Here is an 18,979-nt window from a genome sequence, read left to right on the forward strand (position 1 = left end):
TTGAGAACGGGGCCAAACGGCCCCGTTTTTTATCGTGGTATATTCGGGGGGTATGCCGATATTCGTCTGCTGAATCTGTTAGCGGCACTTGGTCTCTGTCATGGAAAAAGGGTTGAGTACTGGTGTATAGTATTAGCAGAAAAATCCATAATTAATTGATAATAATATGAAAAAGATTACGACATCTATTCCGGCTCTCGATAAAATTATGCGCGTATTTGCTTACCTTCTGGAGTGCGATGGCGCAACGTTTACCCAGATCCATCAAAATTCAGGGATTGCGAAAAGCAGTACCTCATCTTTGCTCAACGGCATGGTGGAGCATGGGTTATTACGCCAGGAAAAAGACAAGTATTATCTGGGGCTACGCCTGTATGAATTAGGTAATAAAGCGGCGGAACAGTATGACATTAAAAAAATCGCGTTACCGATTCTTGAAGAGATTCGCGATAACACCGGCCTGACCTGCCATCTTGGCGTTCTGGAGGGCGATGCCCCCATTTATCTTCTGAAAGTCGAAAGCCCACAGGCTATTGTGATTCGAAGCTGGGAGGGCAAGCGCCTCTCATTACATAGCTCAGGGCTGGGGAAGGTGCTGATTGCATGGCTTAGCGGGGAAGAGCTGGAGGAGTTGCTGCCTCCAGATCAGATATTAACGCGTTTTACGGATACGACGATCACAGATGTGAATATCCTTAAGCAGGAGTTAGCAGGAATTCGCCGTCGCGGCTGGGGTTATGATAACGAAGAAGACTCCCTTGGCGTGCGCTGCATTGCGGTGCCGGTATTCAATACGCAGGGGAAAGTGATCGCCGCCCTGAGCGTATCCGGCGTTACGTTCCAGATCCCCGATGATAAACGCGAGTCGCTTGCTACGCTGATGATGGATGCCAGCCGTAGCCTGACGCGTCTGATGTGCTGAAATAAAAAGACACAGCGGGCAAGAAGCCCGCTTTCGTCATAGCTTAAAGTCCCGCACGCTGTAAGATCTGCTTCAAATTCGAAATATGTTCTTCATTTGCCGGCAAAACGGGGGGCATTACATGAGTTGAAATATCGACTCCGCTAAGCTGAATTGCCTTTTTGATTATCCCGAAGAAAGGTGAATCCAGGCTGTAAATAGTGGAAAGCGCGGACAGCCGGCGCTGTAATCCGAACATTGTCTCATACTCTTTTTCACACCACGCGCGGTAGATCCCGCAGGTTAGCTGCGGCGCAAAGTTCGCTGTCGCTGGGATCCCGCCGTTGCCGCCTAAGATAAGTGTATCCATCATATATTCATCATAGCCGGAGAAAATAACGAAGTCCGGACGCACTGGCCTGACATTATTGATGATTTCACGAATATGGCTGATATTATCAACGGTATCCTTAATGCCGATAATATTGGGGTGATCCTGCGCCAGCCGGGTAATTAAATCAACGCTAAGGTCCTGTCCCGTCAATGCTGGAAAGTTGTAGAGAATGACCGGGCTTTTTATGTTATTAGCCACGGTTTTGAAATGATGATAAATATACTCATCGGTCAATCTGGCATAGTAGGGATTGAGTACCAGCACGGCATCGACTTCGAGTCGGTCGGCATGCTGACCATACTCAATCACTTCCTGCGTGCTGGTGCTGCTAATACCTAATAGTACTGGAATACGGCGGTTAATATGACGGACGCAAAACTCTGCGGTTTCCAGACGCAGCGCATTGGTCATATGGCAAAATTCCCCCCCGCTGCCCAGCAGTAATACGCCATTGACCTTGCTTGCAATAAGATGATCCAGCAAGGTTGCCATGCCGACTTTATCTAACTCTCCCTGCGCATTAACAATGGTCGGAACTGGCGGAAATACGCCGTGAAATTTCGTAATCTGAGTCATGTATTGATCCTTAAAACAGGCGAGCCGTAGCCCGCCAGGGATATTATTTAAGCCAGGCTCCGGCCATTAATGATGTTGCATTAGCGGTGAACTGTTTAGAGACGCCGTGACGGTTTGAATAATCAGGTTTCTTCCAGCTTGCTCGACGCTCTTCAAGGCAGCGGCGTATTTCCTCTTCTGTTTTAAACACCCCGTCGATCCCTACAATATTGAGCTTGCGGCCTTTCACATCCATTTCGATTAAATCACCATCTTCCACCAGGGCAATCGGCCCGCCATCAGCGGCTTCTGGCGAGACGTGTCCGACACATGGCCCGCTGGTCGCTCCAGAGAAACGACCGTCGGTAATCAATGCGACTTTTCCGTCGAGGCGTTTGTCATACACGATGGCATCGGTGGTCATCAGCATTTCCGGTGCGCCAGAGCCTTTTGCGCCTTCGTAGCGAATGAAAATGACGTCGCCGGGTTCGATATGGTTATGGATGATGGCCTGCTGAGCGTCTTCTTCGGAGTTAAAGACCCGAGCAGGACCGGTATGGTGGTGCATATCCGGCGCACAGGCCGCGTATTTAATGACCGCTCCTTCAGGCGCGATGTTGCCTTTCAGTACCGCAATCGACCCTTTTTTGGTGGCATTTTCTGGTTTACGGATCACCTCCTCCGGACTGACTTTGTAATTGTTGAGGTAACCGTGGTTACGGGTAAAGAAGCCAGATTGATGGAGCATTTCCAGGTTGTCGCCGAGCGTACGGCCAGTCACGGTAAGAACATCAAGATCCAGATAATCGCGCAGATACCATTGCACCATTGGCACGCCGCCAGCGAACCACATCATTTCGGTAACGTATTCACCGCTGGGCTGAATATTGGTCAGATAAGGGATTTCGTTATTGATCCGATCAAACAGTTCGGGCTTCAGCTCCCATCCAAGTTCATGAGCGATGGCCGGAAGGTGGATCATCGCATTGGTGCTGCCACCAATAGCAGCATGGACTTTGATAGCATTTTCAAACGCCGCAGGAGTCAGGATCTTATGGGTGGTGATATTTTTCTCCGCCAGATACAGCGCCTGGTGGCCTGCGGTTCTGGCAACGCGGCGAATTTCCGCCAGGGTCGATGGCAGCAAAGCGCTGCCTGGCAGGGTCAGCCCCAAGGCCTCTGACATGCACTGCATGGTACTGGCCGTTCCCATAAACTGGCAGGCTCCGGCGGTGGGGCAACCGCATTGCTGCATGGCTTCTACTTGCTGAATGCCGATTTCGCCTTTCTTCAACTTAGCAGTGATCCCGCCGAGGTCAGAAGTACTCATATTCGGTGCCGGACGCATAGAACCGCCGGGAATATGCAGCAGCGGCAGGTTCAGGCGTGCGGCGGCAATCAGATGCGCCGGGATAGATTTATCGCAGCTTGAGATCAGAATACCGGCATCATAAGGCACCACTGAGGCATGAATTTCGACCATGTTGGCAATGGCTTCGCGAGATGCCAGGATGTAGTTCATCCCATCGTGGCCCTGACCCCAGCCGTCGCAGATATCCGTCACATGGTGACGGACCGCGCGCCCGCCGCTTTCATGAACACCCAGCACGGCTTCATCGCCCAGTTGGTTAAGATGGAAACTGCCCGGATGACTTTCGCCATAGCAATCATCCACCAGGACCTGCAGTTTATTGACATCTTCTTTGCTGTAATTCATTCCAAGACGCAGGGCGTCGAGCTGCGACCACAGGTCGCGAGCATGTTGACATTTTTGGCTCATTTGGCGATTCCTTCCTGTTTAAGTGACGCACCCGGCGTCGAGGTGTTAGGTGTGTTACTGCTACCTGCAGGACGAGCGGTAACAGAAGGTAAGCTGAAAAGCAGTCCAACGGCGATAAGCAGGGCGGCAACCAGTACGGTCATTCCTGCTGTTTGCGAGAACGTCACCGTTAACAGCCCGACGAGGTACGGACCGATAAAGCCGCCAATGTTGCCCAGGGCGTTGATCGTGCCGCGCACGCCGCCCAGAACGTTGGGGGCGAAGAGTAATGGCGGCAGCGTCCAGAATGGACCGGCATAGGCTTGCAGGAAGAACCCGCAAATAACCATCATGCCGTAGGCGAGCCAGACGTTATCTTTCAGTAATAAGGAGAGGGCGAGGCAGACCGCGAAACCCAGCAGAGGAATAGCCGTGTAAAGGCGGCGATTCATCGTCTTATCACACCATTTGGCGATGTAATACTGACCGATAATGCACAGAACGTAAGGCGCCGCAGTGAGTACCCCAACGATGGTCATGCCGCTGCCGGTCAGGTGTTTAATCAGATTTGGCATCCATAGCGCGAAGCCATAGAAGCCGACCTGTACGAAGAAATAGATACCGACAAGCTTCCACAGGTTGATGCTTTTTAATACGCCGCGAATGCTGCTTTGCTCTCCGCCAATACTCAACGCGCGATCGGCCAGCAATTTTTGTTCGATCCAGGCGCGCTCTTTCGGATCCAGCCACTTTGCCTGATGCGGGTGATCGGAAACCAAAGGTAGCCAGACAAAGAGCAGTCCCAGAGAGAGCAAGCCTTCGATGATAAACATCTCCCGCCAGCCGTAGGTTTCAATAAGCCAGCCGGAAAGCGGCCCGGTAATAATAGAAGCGACGGCCAGGTTCATCTGGAAATAGGCGATAGCCCTAGCGCGCTCCTCATTTGGGAACCAGTGGCCAATCAGCGCCAGAATGGCGGGATACACAGCACCTTCCGCCACGCCGAGCACAAAGCGGATAATCAACAACTGCGTCGGTGTCTGAACAAAACCGGTCAGCAGGGCAAAGCCCCCCCAGGCGACGATTGTCCAGGCAATTAACTTTTTGGCGCTTAGCCGCTCGGCTATCTGACCGCCGGGAATTTGCAGGAAGATATAACCAATAAAGAAGATCCCGGCGACCAGACCGGCAAAAGAAGCCGTCATGCCTAAATCTTCATCCATGCCGCCTGCGATCCCAATGGCGATATTGGTCCTGTCCATATAGGCCACGATATAAACGAGGATCGTGGCTGGAATAATATGCAGCCAGCGCCCTCGTGTGGTCGGTTTCTCTATTTCAATGCTCATCATTGCATCCCTTTAGTATCAAAAATGTGTTCTGTATATGGAACTACTGTTCTGTATATTGACACTATGCCGACGTATTCATACAGCGTCAATTCCATACTCTAAGGAAGGTTATATTTTGTGATTTGCTTCAAAAATGAACGGAGATAAGGTGAGAAAGAGCGGATAACCCAATGGAAACTGCTCATCGGTCTAATACATAGCCAAAATTGTGCGCTGCCTCACAGGATAAGATTATGCTCTCACCTGGTCATTGTGCGTTCAGAGTAAACAGCATTAAATTCTTTATGTGGAATTTGTGTTCTTTATATTGAACTTTAATGCTTTTTAAGGAGAAACAATGGTTACTACCGCGATCTTTCCGTCACGATATGTTCAGGGTAAAGGAGCGTTGACAACGCATCTCCCGCAGGAATTGGCCGCACTCGGTCATAAGACGCTGATTTTGCAGGATCCTGTTGTTCACAACACCTACCGGGATACAGTTGCAACAGCACTGCACGGGGTGATTGAATTTGATATCGAAGTGTTCAGTAGCGAGTGCAGTGATGAGGAAATTGCTCTCATCTCCGCACGCGCGCAGGAAATTGGCGCCGATGTGATTGTTGGTATGGGGGGCGGGAAAACCCTGGATACGGCAAAAGCAACCGGCGCCAGCCTGCGGCTGCCTATTGCCGTGGTTCCTACTCTGGCCTCAACGGATGCGCCGTGCAGTTCACTGGTTGTTATCTATACGCCAGAAGGGAAATTCAAACGCTACCTGATGATTCCACGTAACCCGACGCTTGTGCTGGTGGACAGCAGTATTATTGCTGCCGCGCCGGTACGCTTTTTGGTTTCCGGGATAGGCGATGCGCTGGCAACCTGGTTTGAAGCGGAAGATTGCCGCATCAAAGGGGCAGGCAATATGACCACTAGGCCAGGACCGATGACCGCATTTGAGCTGGCGCGCTTTTGCTACACCACCTTAATGCGCTATGGGCGCCTGGCGAAGCTTGCTTGTGAACAACATCAGGTTACTCCGGCGCTCGAACATGTTATCGAAGCGAATACGCTATTATCCGGGCTCGGTTTTGAAAGCGGTGGGCTGGCGGCGGCGCACGCCATTCATAACGGTCTGACGGTACTGCCCGCCACGCACAAATACTGGCATGGGGAAAAGGTTGCGTTTGGCACGCTGGCAATGCTTATGCTCACCGATAGAGCGCCTGAGCTTATCGAGGAGGTTTATCAATTTTGTGAAGATATAGGCTTGCCCACCACGCTGGCGGATATTGGTCTGGCTGGCGTTAGCGATGATGAACTGCTGGCCGTTGCCAGGGCGTCTTGTCAAACCGGGGAAACGATGCACAACGAGCCGTTTACCATTACGCCGGAGGCTGTGCAGGCGGCATTGCGGGCCGCCGATGCTGTTGGGCAGGCGCGGAAAAAGATCGATCTTGCAGGTTAATGTGAGCCTGTAAATAAAAAACGGCAGCCGGAACTTTCAACTTCTGTCTGCCGCTATCGTGAATGTTTTAACGTCGCTATTTCAGAAAAATGCATGGGGGGTGCTCAGGACTACCGGGTTTATACTTCCGCTATCGCAGGGATTAGCGGATAGAAAAATGAAAAATGCTAAGTGGCTTTTTTTGTCAATCATGATGGCGTTTATCGGCGTGCCGCTGCTGGTGAACATTATTACGATTATCGTGGGGGGAATGTGGGCGTACATTAGCGTTCTTGAAAATAGTATCCCCGTCGCGCAATCTATTGAGAAGGCGACCATTATCCCGGTAGCGCTTCTGGGCGCGGGGTTAATTTTTCTCTGTGGCCGAATATGGGGAAAGGGAAATGCATCAGAGGTAAATCCAGAATGGCGTGATTGCTGCCTGCTTATGCCCGCTCTGGTGGTGCTGATGGGGTGGGTCATCCTGATGTTTCTCACCGATCTTAATATTCGCGCGATAGGGCGTAAACCCATCGCCCAGGTGGTGCAAACGCTTTGGTTAGTACCCAGCGTAATATCCTTTTTCAACGGCTGGGTATGGGCAGTGTTGCTCATCCCGGTTGGCTCGCAGCTCTGTTTTGCATTGGGGTATGGCGGTGCGCGTTGGGGAGTGCTACGCGGCGGTGCGGGCTACTCTTGTCGTAATCTGCTGGTGATTTGCCTGCTGTTTTTCGGGAGCTGTGCCGTATACCAGTCACATCTTTATGCCGTGAAGTATCCCGCTCCCGAGAGCAGTGAATATCTTTATTTCCGCGATTATCAGGCGCACACATGGGGCAACAAGCTAACCGGGCTGCGCGATGAACCGACACTTTTGCTCACCCAAAATTGGCCGCGGCTCGATGGCGCAACGGCTGGCTTGCCGTTATACGCCTCGGCTTTTTATGCGCTTACGCGCTTTCCGGATGATATCTGCCCTGAAGACTACCTTGAAAACCAGGGAACCATTGAAGCCTATCAAAATATCCTTAACGGTAATGCCGATCTTATTTTTGTCGCCCAGCCTTCCACTGCTCAAAAGCAATTGGCCGAGGCCAGTGGCGTAAAACTGGTTTACACCCCCTTTGCACGTGAAGCGTTTGTGTTTATCGTCAACCAAAACAATCCCGTGTCATCGTTGAGTGATGTACAAATTCGCGGCATTTTTAGCGGAAGAATCACCCACTGGAATGAGGTGGGCGGAGAGGCAATCGACATTAAGCCCTGGCAGCGACCGGAAAACTCTGGCAGCCAAACGGCGATGCTGGCGAAGGTAATGAAAGAAACGAAGCTGATGCCAGCGCAAACAACATCAGTGGCAACCGCGATGGGGGATATGGTGGATATCGTGGCTGAGTATCGCAATACGCACAACGCCATTGGCTATACCTTTCGTTATTACGCTACGCAGATGCACAGCAATAAAGAGATTAAATTACTGGCGATAAACGATGTTGCGCCGACGGTTGAAAATATTCGTAACGGCAGTTACCCGTACACGGTTGATGTTTATATGGTCACCCGTGAACACCCCACAGCGGAAACACAAAAGCTGGTGGACTGGTTTCTAAGCCCGCAGGGACAACAGTTGGTGCAGGATGTGGGATATGTGCCGCTGTATCCGGCCGCGAAATAAAGGGACTAAATGGAAGAGGTTAAATTATATGTGGAACGGGTTGGCATAGACCCGGCCAGCGGCGCTGATATTCGTATTGCACGGCGTGAATCCACTTCGTGGCATAAAGATATTGTTGCTGAGCTGATTAATCAGGTCCTCCGGTGTGGTGCAGCATTAATCATCATCGCTGTGCTGACCGCCTGCGATGATCGCCAGGTAAGCTATTTTCCTGATTATGCCGCCATACCCGAGCAATCCGGTATCTGGACCTGGCTGCCTGTGTTCTTTCCATCGTCCGCCAGTGAAATAGAGATGACGTTTAACCTGGACAGCAATCTTTTTTATGCTGACTTTAGCGTGGCCGACGGTGATAAACGCGCGCATTTTGAAAGCGTGCTGGGGGAGGAGAGTGTGGTTCATTATGCCAACTTTTCTCATAAAAGCTGGTGTAAAACGGGGAAAACTCTCTGGAATAGCGAAGCGCGGGCAAAACCCTTCTTTATTACCCAAATAAGTGTCGATCGCTACCGTATCACTAATCATATGCCCGGCTGTACAAAACCCGGCGAGTGAATGCGGTATGTGGCGAAAAGGGCGGTATAAACCGCCCCGGATTTTATTACGACGCCATTGAAAGTTGGTGTTTCTCAACATACGCCGCCAGCCACTGGGTGATGCGGGACTGCTGTTCGGCGGTCAGCCACATGCCTTCTTTGGTGCGACGCCAGATAGCGTCTTCAGTACGGCGCACCCATTCGTGATCCACCAGGTACTTGAGTTCCGCCTCGTAAAACTCATGACCGAAATCTTCGCCTAAATCAAGCAGCGACGTGGCTTCGCCGAGAATCCACTCCGTGTTGCTGCCGTAAGTGCGCGAATAGTGGCGCGCCAGCGATTCCGTCAGGAACGGATAACGACGACGCAGCTTCGCCGCGTAATCTTCGCGGCTGCCGTCGATGTCGCCGCCGGGCAGTACGCACGTTTTGGTCCATGCCGGGCCGATGCCTGGATAATAAGACGCCAGTTTTTCCATCGCGTGTTCAGCCAGCTTACGGTAGGTCGTGAGCTTACCGCCAAACACGGAAAGCAGCGGCGCTTTGCCGTTTTCATCATGAATATCAAGGGTATAATCGCGAGTGATCGCCTGCGGTGAGTCGGACTCATCATCGCACAGCGGACGGACGCCGGAGTACGTCCAGACGATGTCATCGCGCCCCAGTTGTTTCTGGAAGTGCGCGTTATAAACCTTCAACAGGTAATTAATTTCGCTCTCTTCAATTTTTACCGCTTTCGGATCGCCTTTATATTCGACATCGGTCGTGCCAATGATCGAAAACTCTTCCATCCACGGAATGACAAAGACGATACGCTTATCTTCGTTTTGCAGAATATACGCCTGCTTCTGATTATGGACGCGCGGCACGACGATATGGCTGCCTTTGATCAGGCGGATGCCATATGGTGACGGCAGGTGCATCCCTTCGTCGAAGAACTGTTTGACCCACGGTCCGGTGGCGTTAACCAGTCCGCGCGCCTGCCAGACATATTTTTTACCGGTGTCGATATCTTCCGCTTCGACAATCCACAGGCCATTCTCCCGACGAGCGGCGGTTGCGCGAGTACGGGTAAGGACTTCGCCGCCTTTACGCACCACCATCTGTGCGTTAGCCAGCACCAGACGCGCATCGTCTACCCAGCAGTCGGAATATTCGAATCCGCGCACGATTTCCGGTTTGAGCACCGAATCTGCGCCAAACCGCACACCGGTGGAACCGGGTAAACTGGTACGTTTGCCGAGGTGATCGTACATAAACAGACCGATACGGATCATCCAGGCCGGACGTAAATGCGGGCGGTGCGGCAGACGAAAACGCATCGGGAAGGCGATGTGCGGCGCCATTTTCAACAGCACTTCACGTTCTGCCAGCGCTTCGCTGACCAGACGGAACTCGTAGTGCTCAAGGTAGCGTAAGCCGCCGTGGATAAGTTTCGAACTGGCGGAAGAGGTTGCGCAGGCCAAATCCTGCGCTTCCAGCATGAGTACGGACAAACCGCGCCCGGCGGCATCAGCCGCGATGCCTGCACCGTTAATGCCCCCGCCTATCACGATCAGATCTTTGGTTTCCATGCTGCCCTCTTGCACTTTCGTTAAAGTTCAAAAATGTTCGTTATCGAACATAATAGCAAAGAAACGCGCTATTGGTAACATCGAAAAAACATTTTAGAGTGATATGTATAACATTATGGCGCTAAGCTACTCCGTCAACGTACACTGGGCGATAAAATGCCTTAATTGGCTTCACCGGCAATAATGAAAGAGCGATTCATGGAACAATTTGAATGTATCACTGTAGAAGAGGCGTATCAGAAACTGCACCAGGGCGCGGCGGTGCTGGTCGATATTCGCGATCCGCAAAGTTATGCCATGGGTCATGCGCCGCAGGCGTTTCACTTGACTAACGATACGCTGGGCGCGTTTATGCGTGAGCATGGTTTCGATACCGCCGTGATGGTAATGTGCTATCACGGCAACAGTAGTAAAGGCGCCGCGCAGTATCTGCTCCAGCAAGGCTATGATGCGGTTTACAGCATTGACGGCGGGTTTGAGGCCTGGCATCGCCGTTTCCCTGCCGATGTCGCGAATGGCGCGTAATCCCATAAAGATGCAGCCTCCGACGAGAAGGGTATATATACTGTCTTCTTTTGTATGGACTAAGCGACAGCAATAATGTTGATGATTACTTCCTTTGCGAATCCTCGCGTGGCGCAGGCATTTGTTGATTACATGGCCACCCAGGGCGTCATTCTTACTATTCAGCAACATAATCAAAGCGATATCTGGTTGGCAGATGAATCGCAGGCCGAACGTGTGCGGGGCGAGCTGGCGCGGTTTATAGAAAATCCCGGCGATCCGCGTTATCTGGCGGCTAGCTGGCAGTCCGGGCAGACTAACAGCGGGCTACGCTATCGCCGTTTTCCCTTTCTCGCCACGCTGCGTGAACGAGCCGGCCCTGTTACCTGGATCGTGATGCTCGCCTGCGTGCTGGTCTATATCGCGATGAGTCTCATCGGCGATCAGACGGTGATGGTGTGGCTGGCGTGGCCGTTCGATCCGGTTTTAAAATTTGAAGTCTGGCGCTACTTCACCCATATCTTTATGCACTTCTCACTGATGCATATTCTTTTTAACCTGCTGTGGTGGTGGTATCTCGGCGGGGCGGTAGAGAAGCGCCTGGGCAGCGGTAAATTAATCGTCATTACGGTGATAAGCGCGCTGCTAAGCGGCTATGTACAGCAGAAATTTAGCGGCCCGTGGTTTGGCGGACTGTCTGGCGTCGTCTATGCGCTGATGGGTTACGTGTGGCTGCGTGGAGAGCGCGATCCGCAAAGCGGAATTTACCTCCAGCGCGGCTTAATTATTTTTGCATTATTGTGGATAGTCGCTGGTTGGTTTGACTGGTTTGGCATGTCTATGGCGAACGGCGCGCACATCGCCGGGCTTATCGTCGGTTTAGCGATGGCCTTTGTTGATACGCTGAATGCGCGAAAACGAACGTGAGGCGTATCCGGCCTGTGGTCGAGATATTTTTCCAGGCCGGGTAGGGCGAATGCCGCTATCCGGCGCAAGGTTGGTTACTTTCAGAGATTATTCATGAAACAAACACAACGGCATGACGCGATCATTGAACTGGTAAAAAAACAGGGGTACGTCAGTACGGAAGAGCTGGTGGAGCATTTTTCTGTCAGCCCGCAAACCATTCGTCGGGATCTTAACGATCTGGCGGAACAGAATATGATTTTGCGCCACCACGGCGGCGCGGCGTTGCCCTCCAGCTCGGTGAACACGCCGTGGCACGATCGTAAGGCGACGCAAACGGAAGAAAAAGAGCGCATCGCTCGCAAAGTCGCGGCCCAGATCCCCAATGGTTCAACGCTGTTTATTGATATCGGCACGACGCCGGAAGCCGTAGCGCACGCCCTGTTAGGGCACAGTAATTTGCGGATCGTGACCAACAATTTGAACGTAGCGAACACGCTAATGGCGAAAGAGGATTTTCGTATTATCCTCGCCGGCGGTGAACTCCGTAGCCGCGACGGCGGCATTATTGGCGAAGCGACGCAGGACTTTATCGCCCAGTTCCGTCTCGATTTCGGCATTCTCGGTATTAGCGGTATTGATAGCGACGGCTCGTTGCTGGAATTTGACTACCATGAGGTACGCACCAAGCGCGCGATTATCGAAAATTCGCGCCACGTGATGCTGGTGGTGGATCACTCTAAATTTGGCCGTAACGCGATGGTAAACATGGGCAGCATTAGTATGGTCGATGCGGTCTACACCGATACCCTGCCGCCGCCGGGCGTGATGCAGGTGTTGACGGAGAACCATATTCAACTGGAGCTGTGTTAATTCTGTAAAACGTCCCACGTCAGCCCAAAACGCGCCAGGTACTTACGCAGCCGGTCAGCGTCATTCACCGTGGCTTTCCCCTGACGGGAAACGTTGAATAGCTGCCGCCCGGCGTCGGAAAGGGTTTTCGCCTGGCGGCAGATGGCAACGACGTTTTCCAGTTGCATACGGTCAAACAGATCCAGCGCCGTTGCGTCAATGCCCGGCAATCCGTCGAGCGCGGAGGGGCGATGGTCATTCCAGCTATAGCGCAAACGCGCGATTTCATCGTCTACCGTTTCGACCGTGATTCGCCCGTTGTCCGCTAGCGTCGCCATGCGGGTGACGCTGGCGGAGAGTTCGCGGAAGTTACCGCGCCAGGCGGCCTGCGGCGAGGTGGCGAAGCTCAGCCAGGCGCGGCGCGCTTCGGTATTAAAACGCACGCTGTCGCCGGTTAGCGCCGCGTGGCGTTCCAGTTCGTAGTCAAGGTTTGGTTCAATATCTTCCTGGCGCTGACGCAGGCCCGGTAGTTCGAAGGTCCAGAGATTAATGCGCGCGTACAGGTCTTCGCGGAATGTCCCCTCCGCCACTCGCTGGCGCAGGTCGCGCACCGTGCCGGCAATCAACTGGAAATCGCTGCTGACCTGCTGGTCGCTGCCGAAAGGGTAAAAGCGTTTCTCTTCAATGGTTTTCAGCAACATGGCCTGTTCATCCGCGCCCAGTTCTCCCACTTCGTCAAGAAACAGCATGCCGCCGTCGGCGCTGCGCAGCAGTCCTGCACGCTCCTCTCTCGCACCGGTAAACGCCCCCTTAACGTGGCCGAACAGCGCCGACATCGCCGTGTCGCCGCGCAGGGTGGCGCAGTTCACTTCGACAAACGGGCCGCTGAACTGGTGGCGGGCCAGTTTTAGTTCATAGATGCGACGGGCGAGAAACGACTTGCCCGCGCCGGTCGGGCCGTTGAGCAGGATTGGCGAACGGGAGCGTATCGCGACGCGCTCAATTTGCTCAATCATCCGGTTGAAACACGGGTTGCGGGTTGCAATGCCGGACTTCAGGAAGTTGAGCGTCTCCTCCCGCTCCTGGGCGAAGCGGGTGGCGATGTCATTGTAGCGGCTGAGGTCGAGGTCAATAATCGTCACGTCGCCCGTGCTATGCGGTTTATCTTTTTTGCGCGGCGGCGAGGTCTGCGCTAATCGCGCCGGTAGATAGCGCGCCTCCGCCAGCAGGAACCAGCAGATCTGCGCGACGTGGGTGCCGGTGGTGATATGAATCAGATAGTCTTCATCTTCGGGATGAAAGGTATGGCTGCGGGCGAAATCGTGCAGGCAGGCGTAAACCTCTTCGAAGTCCCACGGGTTGCGGATCGCGATTTCTACGCCGACGACTTCCGTTTCCGGCGAGACGCTGGCGATATCCTTCTTTAATCCTTCAAACAGCGAGCGAGAGCGGGCATCGTACAGCAGTTCCAGGCGGTGAACGACCAGCGTATCCTGCTGACACAGACACAAAGTAGGGCGCCATTTTTCCCAACGCTGACTGCCGCGTCCTGCATAGTCGAGCACCGTGCCGACAAAACCAAAGGCCACCGTTTTTCGCATCTTAGATTTCCTTCTAAAAGACGAGATAATTTTATCGCTTTTTAATGGCTGCCGTGCAGGCATTTTTCTTTCACCTGAACGCTAAGGAAATAAATAACTTAAAAATCAATAGACTATAAAATAATTTATTTTCTGGCACGCTGGTTGCAATAACTCTGGCATGGAGAATAACGGAAATGGGAAAAACAAATGGCTAATCCACTTTTGTTCCGTTCGCTGTTAAGGGACGCGCCGCTGGCCAACGCCAGCAATCAGCAAGGCGCAGCGGCCTTCGCCTTCACCCCACGCCATACACTGGCGCAAATGGTGATGACCGGCTGCATGAACGAGACTTTTTATGTCAGCGGCCAGGCGCAGCTAAATGATGTTCTGGCGACAGCGAAAGATCTCGACGATCTGTTTTTAGCGCAACTGGCGATTTATGGCCGCGAACGCGGGATGATGAAGGATATGCCCGCGCTGTTGACCGCCATTCTGGCGGCGCGTGGCTCGGCGCTGCTGCCGGTAGTATTTGCGCGGGTGATCAATAATGGCCGGATGCTGCGTAACTTTGTGCAAATGTTGCGCAGCGGCGTGACCGGGCGGCGCTCGCTGGGGACGCGGCCAAAGAAGCTGGTGCAGCGTTGGTTGCAGAACGCCAGCGAAGAGCGCTTATTGCAGGCATCGGTGGGCAATATGCCGTCGCTGGCGGATATCGTCAAAATGGTGCACCCACGGCCGCAGGCGGCGTGGCAGGAAGCCTTCTTTGCCTGGCTGATTGGTAAGCCGTGCGATAAGGCGCAACTGCCGGAAAAAACGCGCGCGCTGCTGGCGTTTCGTGAAGGCAATATGGGCGCGGCCTTACCCGATGTGCCGTTTTTACTGCTGACCAACGCGCCGCTGAGTCGCGAACAATGGGCGCAACTGGCGCAGCGGATGAGCTGGCAAACGTTGCGCATGAATTTGAATACGCTGGCGCGTCATGACGTGTTTGAGAATGCAACGCTTGCCGCCAGCGTGGCGCAGCGGCTGGCGGACAGGGCGCAGGTGCGCCAGTCCTGGGTTTATCCTTATCAGCTGCTGTCGGCGTGGAGCAATCTGCAATGCAGCGTGCCGCAGGTTATTCGCGAGGCTTTAGCGCAGGCGATGGAGTACGCGCTGGAGAACATTCCGCCGTTTCGCGGCAACGTGGTGGTCTGCCCGGATGTGTCGGGGTCGATGAAGTCGTCGATAACCGGCTATCGCAAGGGGGCGACCAGTAAGATCCGCTGCGTGGACGTTGCCGGGATGATCGCCGCCGCCGTGCTGCGTAATCATCCGCAGGCCCGCGTGCTGCCGTTTGAATGCGATGTGGTCGACGTGCAGCTTGATGCGCGCCAGTCGGTTATGCACAACGCGCAAAAGCTGGCGGCGGTTGGCGGCGGCAGCACCAACTGCTCCGCGCCGCTGCGTAGGTTGTTGAACGAGCGGGCGCGGGTGGATCTGGTGATTATGGTGTCGGATAACGAATCGTGGGTTGATAAGTCGCGCCATGGCTCAACGGCCACCATGGAATGCTGGATCGAACTGAAAAAGCGCAACCCGCAGGCGCGCCTGGTGTGTATCGATCTGCTGCCTTACGGTACCACCCAGGCGGCGGAACGAAGCGATATTTTGAACGTCGGCGGCTTCAGCGACGAGGTGTTTACGGTGATAGATAACTTTGTTAACGGTCGCTATGGCAGCGCGCACTGGCTGGAAGAGATTGAAGCCGTGACGCTGTAAAGAGTATTCAGCGCGGCGCGAATGCTGGCCGGGATTACATCTTTCCCGATGCGTATCATCCCGGCTATGAATTTGTCGCGCAACGCTGAAGGCACGAATGCTGGTGGATCTACACCTTGTATGGCCAGACGCAGGTTCGAACCCTGCCGGGGCTTAGCCCTGTAGCTCAACGGTAGAGCGGTGTATTCACATAAACTTGTCGCCACCCTAATGATTAAAACGAGAAAAAATGATGAATTACGAATTGATGACCACCCAGAACGCACCGGTAAAAATGTGGACCAAAGGCGTACCGGTAGAAGACGATGCCCGTCAGCAACTGATTAATACGGCGAAAATGCCGTTTATTTTCAAACATATTGCCGTTATGCCGGATGTGCATTTGGGGAAAGGATCGACCATCGGTAGCGTGATCCCGACGAAAGGGGCGATTATTCCGGCGGCGGTGGGCGTGGATATCGGTTGTGGAATGAACGCGCTGCGTACCAGCTTAACGGCGGCCGATCTGCCGGAAAATCTGGCGGAGCTGCGTAGCGCCATAGAGGCCGCTGTGCCTCACGGGCGTACCACCGGACGCGGGCGTCGCGATGTGGGCGCATGGGGAAACCCGCCCGCCAACGTTGATGAAAAATGGGCGCAGCTGGAAGCGGGATATCAGTGGTTAACGCAAAAATATCCGCGCTTTTTGAATACCAATAGCTATAAGCACCTGGGAACATTGGGAACCGGTAACCACTTTATTGAGATCTGTCTGGATGAAACCGATCGGGTATGGATCATGCTGCACTCCGGTTCGCGCGGGATCGGTAACGCCATCGGCACCTATTTTATCGGCCTGGCGCAGCAAGAAATGCAGGAGCAGTTAGAAACGCTGCCGTCCCGCGATCTGGCGTATTTTAATGAAGGAAGCGAATATTTTGATGATTACCTGAAAGCGGTACACTGGGCGCAGCAATTCGCCAGCCTGAACCGCGAGGCGATGATGGAAAACGCGCTGGCGGCGCTCCAGCGCTGCGTGGAAAAATCGATCGTCCTCGATATGGACGAGATCAACTGCCACCATAACTATGTGCAAAAAGAACAGCACTTTGGCGAAGAGATTTATGTGACGCGTAAAGGAGCGGTTTCGGCGCGGCGCGGTGAGTTCGGTATCATTCCCGGTTCGATGGGGGCGAAAAGCTTTATCGTGCGCGGGCTGGGTAACGAAGAGTCGTTCTGTTCGTGCAGCCACGGCGCCGGGCGTGTGATGAGCCGAACGAAAGCGAAGAAACTGTTTAGCGTTGACGATCAGATTCGCGCCACCGCGCATGTCGAATGCCGTAAAGATGCGGACGTGATCGACGAGATCCCAATGGCGTATAAAGACATTGATGCGGTGATGGCGGCGCAGTCTGACCTGGTGGAAATCATGTACACCCTGCGGCAGGTGGTGTGCGTTAAAGGATAGAAAATGGCAAGGATCATCGCGCTGGATGGCGCACAGGGAGAGGGCGGCGGGCAGATTTTGCGCTCGGCGCTGAGTTTATCAATGATAACCGGCCAGCCGTTTGAAATGAGCGACATCCGCGCCGGGCGCGCCAAACCGGGGCTGCTACGCCAGCATTTAACGGCGGTGCGGGCGGCAACGGAAATCTGCGGCGCGCAGGTGAACGGCGACGAGCTGGGCTCGCAGCAGTTGCGTTTTACGCCGGGGCCGATTCGCGGCGGCGAGTACCGTTTCGCGATTGGCAGCGCGGGCAGTTGTATGCTGGTGCTGCAAACCGTCCTGCCCGCGCTGTGGTTTGCCGATGGTTCATCCCGCGTGGAGGTTCACGGCGGGACGCATAATCAGGCCGCGCCCAGCGCCGATTTTATCTGCCGCGTCTGGGAGCCGCTGTTGGCGAGGATGGGCATCAGCCAGCGCACCACGCTGATAAAACACGGCTTTTATCCGGCAGGCGGCGGCGCGGCGGCGACGGTCGTCGAACCGGCAACGTCTTTACGCGGGCTAACGCTGATATCGCGCGGCGAGACGCTGCGCACCACCGCTGAAGCTTTGCTGGCGGCGGTTCCTTACCACGTTGGCGAACGTGAAGTCGCAACGCTGGAAGCCCATTTCCCGCTGGCGGAGAAAAATGTCGTTGCGCTGGAAGGCGGCTGCGGGCCGGGCAATGCGCTGTTGCTGATGATCCAAAGCGAACAGTTGACCGAACTGTTCGCCGCGTTCGGCGTAAAAGGCACCAGCGCGGAAGCGGTAGCTAATCAGGTTGCGCATGAAGCGCGGCGCTATCTCGCAAGCCCGGCGGCGGTGGGAGAGCATCTGGCCGACCAGCTGATTTTACCGCTGGCGCTGGCGGGCGAAGGCGCGTTTACCGTGGCACGGGCTTCCGCTCACTTGCTTACCAATATTGCGGTGGTGGAACGGTTTTTGCCGGTCAGATTTTCCTGTGAAGCAACCGAAAGTGGCTATCTTGTCCGGGTAAGCGACTAAGTCATCTTTACGAGCATTGCAAGGCAAACATCCGGGCCCGGTTTGTATGTGTGTCTCAGTTGAGCTACAATTTGAACTGTATAGAGACACAGTACAGGAGACTAATCGATGGCTGCAAATGCGCTTGTTCGTGCCCGTATCGACGAAACGCTGAAGGACCAGGCGGCAGATGTCCTGGCTGAAATGGGGTTAACCATTTCTGATTTGATACGGATTACACTGACTAAAGTTGCGCGTGAAAAGGCATTGCCTTTTGATTTGCGCATACCCAATGAGTTAACGTCACGAACGATAGAAAATAGCGAAGCTGGCGTTGATATTCATAAAGCCAAAGATGCTGATGATTTGTTTGACCAGTTAGGGATCTGACTATGGGGCAAAGGGAAATTGAATATTCGGGACAGTTCCAGAAAGATGTAAAACGGGCACAAAAGCGTCATAAGGATGTCGGCAAACTTAAAACACTTATGACGCTTCTGATTCACCACCCTTTTCCCCTTCCTGCCATTTATAAAGATCACCCGTTACAAGGTTCATATAGCGGATACCGGGATGCCCATATTGAGCCTGACTGGATTCTTATTTATAAGATAACGGATGAATGCCTGCGATTTGAACGAACAGGAACGCATGCCGATTTATTTTAAAAGCGCCGTTTTTGCCCATATGTTAACCGGTGCTTTCAGGTTTTATGATTAAACAAATTTACACACCAGGACGTTGCCTGTTTT

General features: G+C 53.6%; 17 protein-coding genes. 12 read left to right on the top strand and 5 right to left on the bottom strand.

Going from position 1 to position 18,979, the window contains the following annotated elements:
- The first annotated feature begins 166 nt into the window (after nt 1-166).
- Nucleotides 167-922: an IclR family transcriptional regulator gene (locus tag ACQ29O_RS01530; protein ID WP_000724553.1), complete on the top strand. Its 756-nt coding sequence runs from the start codon at nt 167-169 to the stop codon at nt 920-922.
- 43 nt (nt 923-965) lie between these two features.
- On the opposite strand, the gene ACQ29O_RS01535 is transcribed toward ACQ29O_RS01530, so the two are convergent.
- From ACQ29O_RS01535 to ACQ29O_RS01545, 3 genes are read right to left on the bottom strand one after another with little or no spacing between them, the layout of a single operon-like run.
- Nucleotides 966-1,871: a dihydrodipicolinate synthase family protein gene (locus ACQ29O_RS01535; protein ID WP_000192193.1), complete on the bottom strand. Its 906-nt coding sequence runs from the start codon at nt 1,869-1,871 to the stop codon at nt 966-968.
- A gap of 43 nt (nt 1,872-1,914) precedes the next feature.
- Nucleotides 1,915-3,630, bottom strand: coding sequence for a dihydroxy-acid dehydratase (gene ilvD / locus ACQ29O_RS01540; protein WP_000078500.1), 1,716 nt, complete (start codon nt 3,628-3,630; stop codon nt 1,915-1,917).
- A complete protein-coding gene (locus ACQ29O_RS01545; protein WP_001518078.1) occupies nt 3,627-4,961 on the bottom strand; it encodes an MFS transporter in 1,335 nt (444 codons plus the stop codon). Before ACQ29O_RS01545 ends, ilvD begins: the two co-directional genes overlap by 4 nt.
- 337 nt (nt 4,962-5,298) lie before the next feature.
- Between ACQ29O_RS01545 and ACQ29O_RS01550 the strand changes: the two genes are divergently transcribed.
- The 3 genes from ACQ29O_RS01550 to ACQ29O_RS01560 all read left to right on the top strand — a co-directional run bounded on the left by ACQ29O_RS01550 (nt 5,299) and on the right by ACQ29O_RS01560 (nt 8,617).
- Nucleotides 5,299-6,408, top strand: coding sequence for a glycerol dehydrogenase (locus ACQ29O_RS01550; RefSeq protein WP_020937272.1), 1,110 nt, complete (start codon nt 5,299-5,301; stop codon nt 6,406-6,408).
- A 157-nt stretch (nt 6,409-6,565) separates the two neighbouring features.
- On the top strand, nt 6,566-8,062 hold the full coding sequence (locus ACQ29O_RS01555) for a PstS family phosphate ABC transporter substrate-binding protein (RefSeq protein WP_000786190.1): 1,497 nt from the start codon (nt 6,566-6,568) through the stop codon (nt 8,060-8,062).
- Nucleotides 8,063-8,071: 9 nt separating this feature from the next.
- Nucleotides 8,072-8,617 carry a hypothetical protein gene (locus tag ACQ29O_RS01560; protein ID WP_000393233.1) on the top strand — a complete coding sequence of 182 codons (546 nt, stop codon included), beginning with the start codon at nt 8,072-8,074 and terminating at the stop codon, nt 8,615-8,617.
- A gap of 46 nt (nt 8,618-8,663) precedes the next feature.
- On the opposite strand, the gene glpD is transcribed toward ACQ29O_RS01560, so the two are convergent.
- On the bottom strand, nt 8,664-10,172 hold the full coding sequence (glpD, locus tag ACQ29O_RS01565) for a glycerol-3-phosphate dehydrogenase (protein ID WP_000448179.1): 1,509 nt from the start codon (nt 10,170-10,172) through the stop codon (nt 8,664-8,666).
- Between the two features lie 198 nt (nt 10,173-10,370).
- Between glpD and glpE the strand changes: the two genes are divergently transcribed.
- The 3 genes from glpE to ACQ29O_RS01580 all read left to right on the top strand — a co-directional run bounded on the left by glpE (nt 10,371) and on the right by ACQ29O_RS01580 (nt 12,455).
- Complete coding sequence (gene glpE, locus ACQ29O_RS01570) at nt 10,371-10,697, top strand: thiosulfate sulfurtransferase GlpE (protein ID WP_000434523.1); 327 nt, start codon at nt 10,371-10,373, stop codon at nt 10,695-10,697.
- A 75-nt stretch (nt 10,698-10,772) separates the two neighbouring features.
- On the top strand, nt 10,773-11,603 hold the full coding sequence (glpG, locus tag ACQ29O_RS01575; protein ID WP_000928699.1) for a rhomboid family intramembrane serine protease GlpG: 831 nt from the start codon (nt 10,773-10,775) through the stop codon (nt 11,601-11,603).
- Nucleotides 11,604-11,696: 93 nt separating this feature from the next.
- A complete protein-coding gene (locus ACQ29O_RS01580; protein ID WP_000815085.1) occupies nt 11,697-12,455 on the top strand; it encodes a DeoR/GlpR family transcriptional regulator in 759 nt (252 codons plus the stop codon).
- Here the strand turns inward: ACQ29O_RS01580 and rtcR are convergent.
- A complete protein-coding gene (gene rtcR, locus ACQ29O_RS01585; RefSeq protein WP_001232863.1) occupies nt 12,452-14,035 on the bottom strand; it encodes an RNA repair transcriptional activator RtcR in 1,584 nt (527 codons plus the stop codon). The genes ACQ29O_RS01580 and rtcR overlap by 4 nt on opposite strands.
- 189 nt (nt 14,036-14,224) lie before the next feature.
- Between rtcR and ACQ29O_RS01590 the strand changes: the two genes are divergently transcribed.
- The 5 genes from ACQ29O_RS01590 to ACQ29O_RS01610 all read left to right on the top strand — a co-directional run bounded on the left by ACQ29O_RS01590 (nt 14,225) and on the right by ACQ29O_RS01610 (nt 18,895).
- Nucleotides 14,225-15,778: a vWA domain-containing protein gene (locus ACQ29O_RS01590; RefSeq protein ID WP_045161971.1), complete on the top strand. Its 1,554-nt coding sequence runs from the start codon at nt 14,225-14,227 to the stop codon at nt 15,776-15,778.
- Between the two features lie 232 nt (nt 15,779-16,010).
- A complete protein-coding gene (gene rtcB / locus ACQ29O_RS01595) occupies nt 16,011-17,225 on the top strand; it encodes an RNA-splicing ligase RtcB (RefSeq protein WP_001105533.1) in 1,215 nt (404 codons plus the stop codon).
- Between the two features lie 3 nt (nt 17,226-17,228).
- Nucleotides 17,229-18,248, top strand: a complete 1,020-nt coding sequence (gene rtcA / locus ACQ29O_RS01600; protein ID WP_000101024.1) for an RNA 3'-terminal phosphate cyclase — start codon at nt 17,229-17,231, stop codon at nt 18,246-18,248.
- Between the two features lie 108 nt (nt 18,249-18,356).
- On the top strand, nt 18,357-18,617 hold the full coding sequence (locus tag ACQ29O_RS01605; protein WP_000729713.1) for a type II toxin-antitoxin system RelB/DinJ family antitoxin: 261 nt from the start codon (nt 18,357-18,359) through the stop codon (nt 18,615-18,617).
- Between the two features lie 2 nt (nt 18,618-18,619).
- Nucleotides 18,620-18,895, top strand: a complete 276-nt coding sequence (locus ACQ29O_RS01610; RefSeq protein ID WP_001526148.1) for a type II toxin-antitoxin system YafQ family toxin — start codon at nt 18,620-18,622, stop codon at nt 18,893-18,895.
- Nucleotides 18,896-18,979 lie beyond the last annotated feature (84 nt).

The organism is Salmonella sp. GDC200615, assembly GCF_050574145.1.
In the GTDB taxonomy this organism is placed as follows: domain Bacteria; phylum Pseudomonadota; class Gammaproteobacteria; order Enterobacterales; family Enterobacteriaceae; genus Salmonella; species Salmonella enterica.

Excerpts from the sequence above, each read along its gene's own strand:
- ACQ29O_RS01530 (WP_000724553.1), top strand. The coding sequence starts at position 167 with ATGAAAAAGATTACGACATCTATTCCGGCTCTCGATAAAATTATGCGC.
- ACQ29O_RS01535 (WP_000192193.1), bottom strand. The coding sequence starts at position 1,871 with ATGACTCAGATTACGAAATTTCACGGCGTATTTCCGCCAGTTCCGACC.
- ilvD (WP_000078500.1), bottom strand. The coding sequence starts at position 3,630 with ATGAGCCAAAAATGTCAACATGCTCGCGACCTGTGGTCGCAGCTCGAC.
- ACQ29O_RS01545 (WP_001518078.1), bottom strand. The coding sequence starts at position 4,961 with ATGATGAGCATTGAAATAGAGAAACCGACCACACGAGGGCGCTGGCTG.
- ACQ29O_RS01550 (WP_020937272.1), top strand. The coding sequence starts at position 5,299 with ATGGTTACTACCGCGATCTTTCCGTCACGATATGTTCAGGGTAAAGGA.
- ACQ29O_RS01555 (WP_000786190.1), top strand. The coding sequence starts at position 6,566 with ATGAAAAATGCTAAGTGGCTTTTTTTGTCAATCATGATGGCGTTTATC.
- ACQ29O_RS01560 (WP_000393233.1), top strand. The coding sequence starts at position 8,072 with ATGGAAGAGGTTAAATTATATGTGGAACGGGTTGGCATAGACCCGGCC.
- glpD (WP_000448179.1), bottom strand. The coding sequence starts at position 10,172 with ATGGAAACCAAAGATCTGATCGTGATAGGCGGGGGCATTAACGGTGCA.
- glpE (WP_000434523.1), top strand. The coding sequence starts at position 10,371 with ATGGAACAATTTGAATGTATCACTGTAGAAGAGGCGTATCAGAAACTG.
- glpG (WP_000928699.1), top strand. The coding sequence starts at position 10,773 with ATGTTGATGATTACTTCCTTTGCGAATCCTCGCGTGGCGCAGGCATTT.
- ACQ29O_RS01580 (WP_000815085.1), top strand. The coding sequence starts at position 11,697 with ATGAAACAAACACAACGGCATGACGCGATCATTGAACTGGTAAAAAAA.
- rtcR (WP_001232863.1), bottom strand. The coding sequence starts at position 14,035 with ATGCGAAAAACGGTGGCCTTTGGTTTTGTCGGCACGGTGCTCGACTAT.
- ACQ29O_RS01590 (WP_045161971.1), top strand. The coding sequence starts at position 14,225 with ATGGCTAATCCACTTTTGTTCCGTTCGCTGTTAAGGGACGCGCCGCTG.
- rtcB (WP_001105533.1), top strand. The coding sequence starts at position 16,011 with ATGAATTACGAATTGATGACCACCCAGAACGCACCGGTAAAAATGTGG.
- rtcA (WP_000101024.1), top strand. The coding sequence starts at position 17,229 with ATGGCAAGGATCATCGCGCTGGATGGCGCACAGGGAGAGGGCGGCGGG.
- ACQ29O_RS01605 (WP_000729713.1), top strand. The coding sequence starts at position 18,357 with ATGGCTGCAAATGCGCTTGTTCGTGCCCGTATCGACGAAACGCTGAAG.
- ACQ29O_RS01610 (WP_001526148.1), top strand. The coding sequence starts at position 18,620 with ATGGGGCAAAGGGAAATTGAATATTCGGGACAGTTCCAGAAAGATGTA.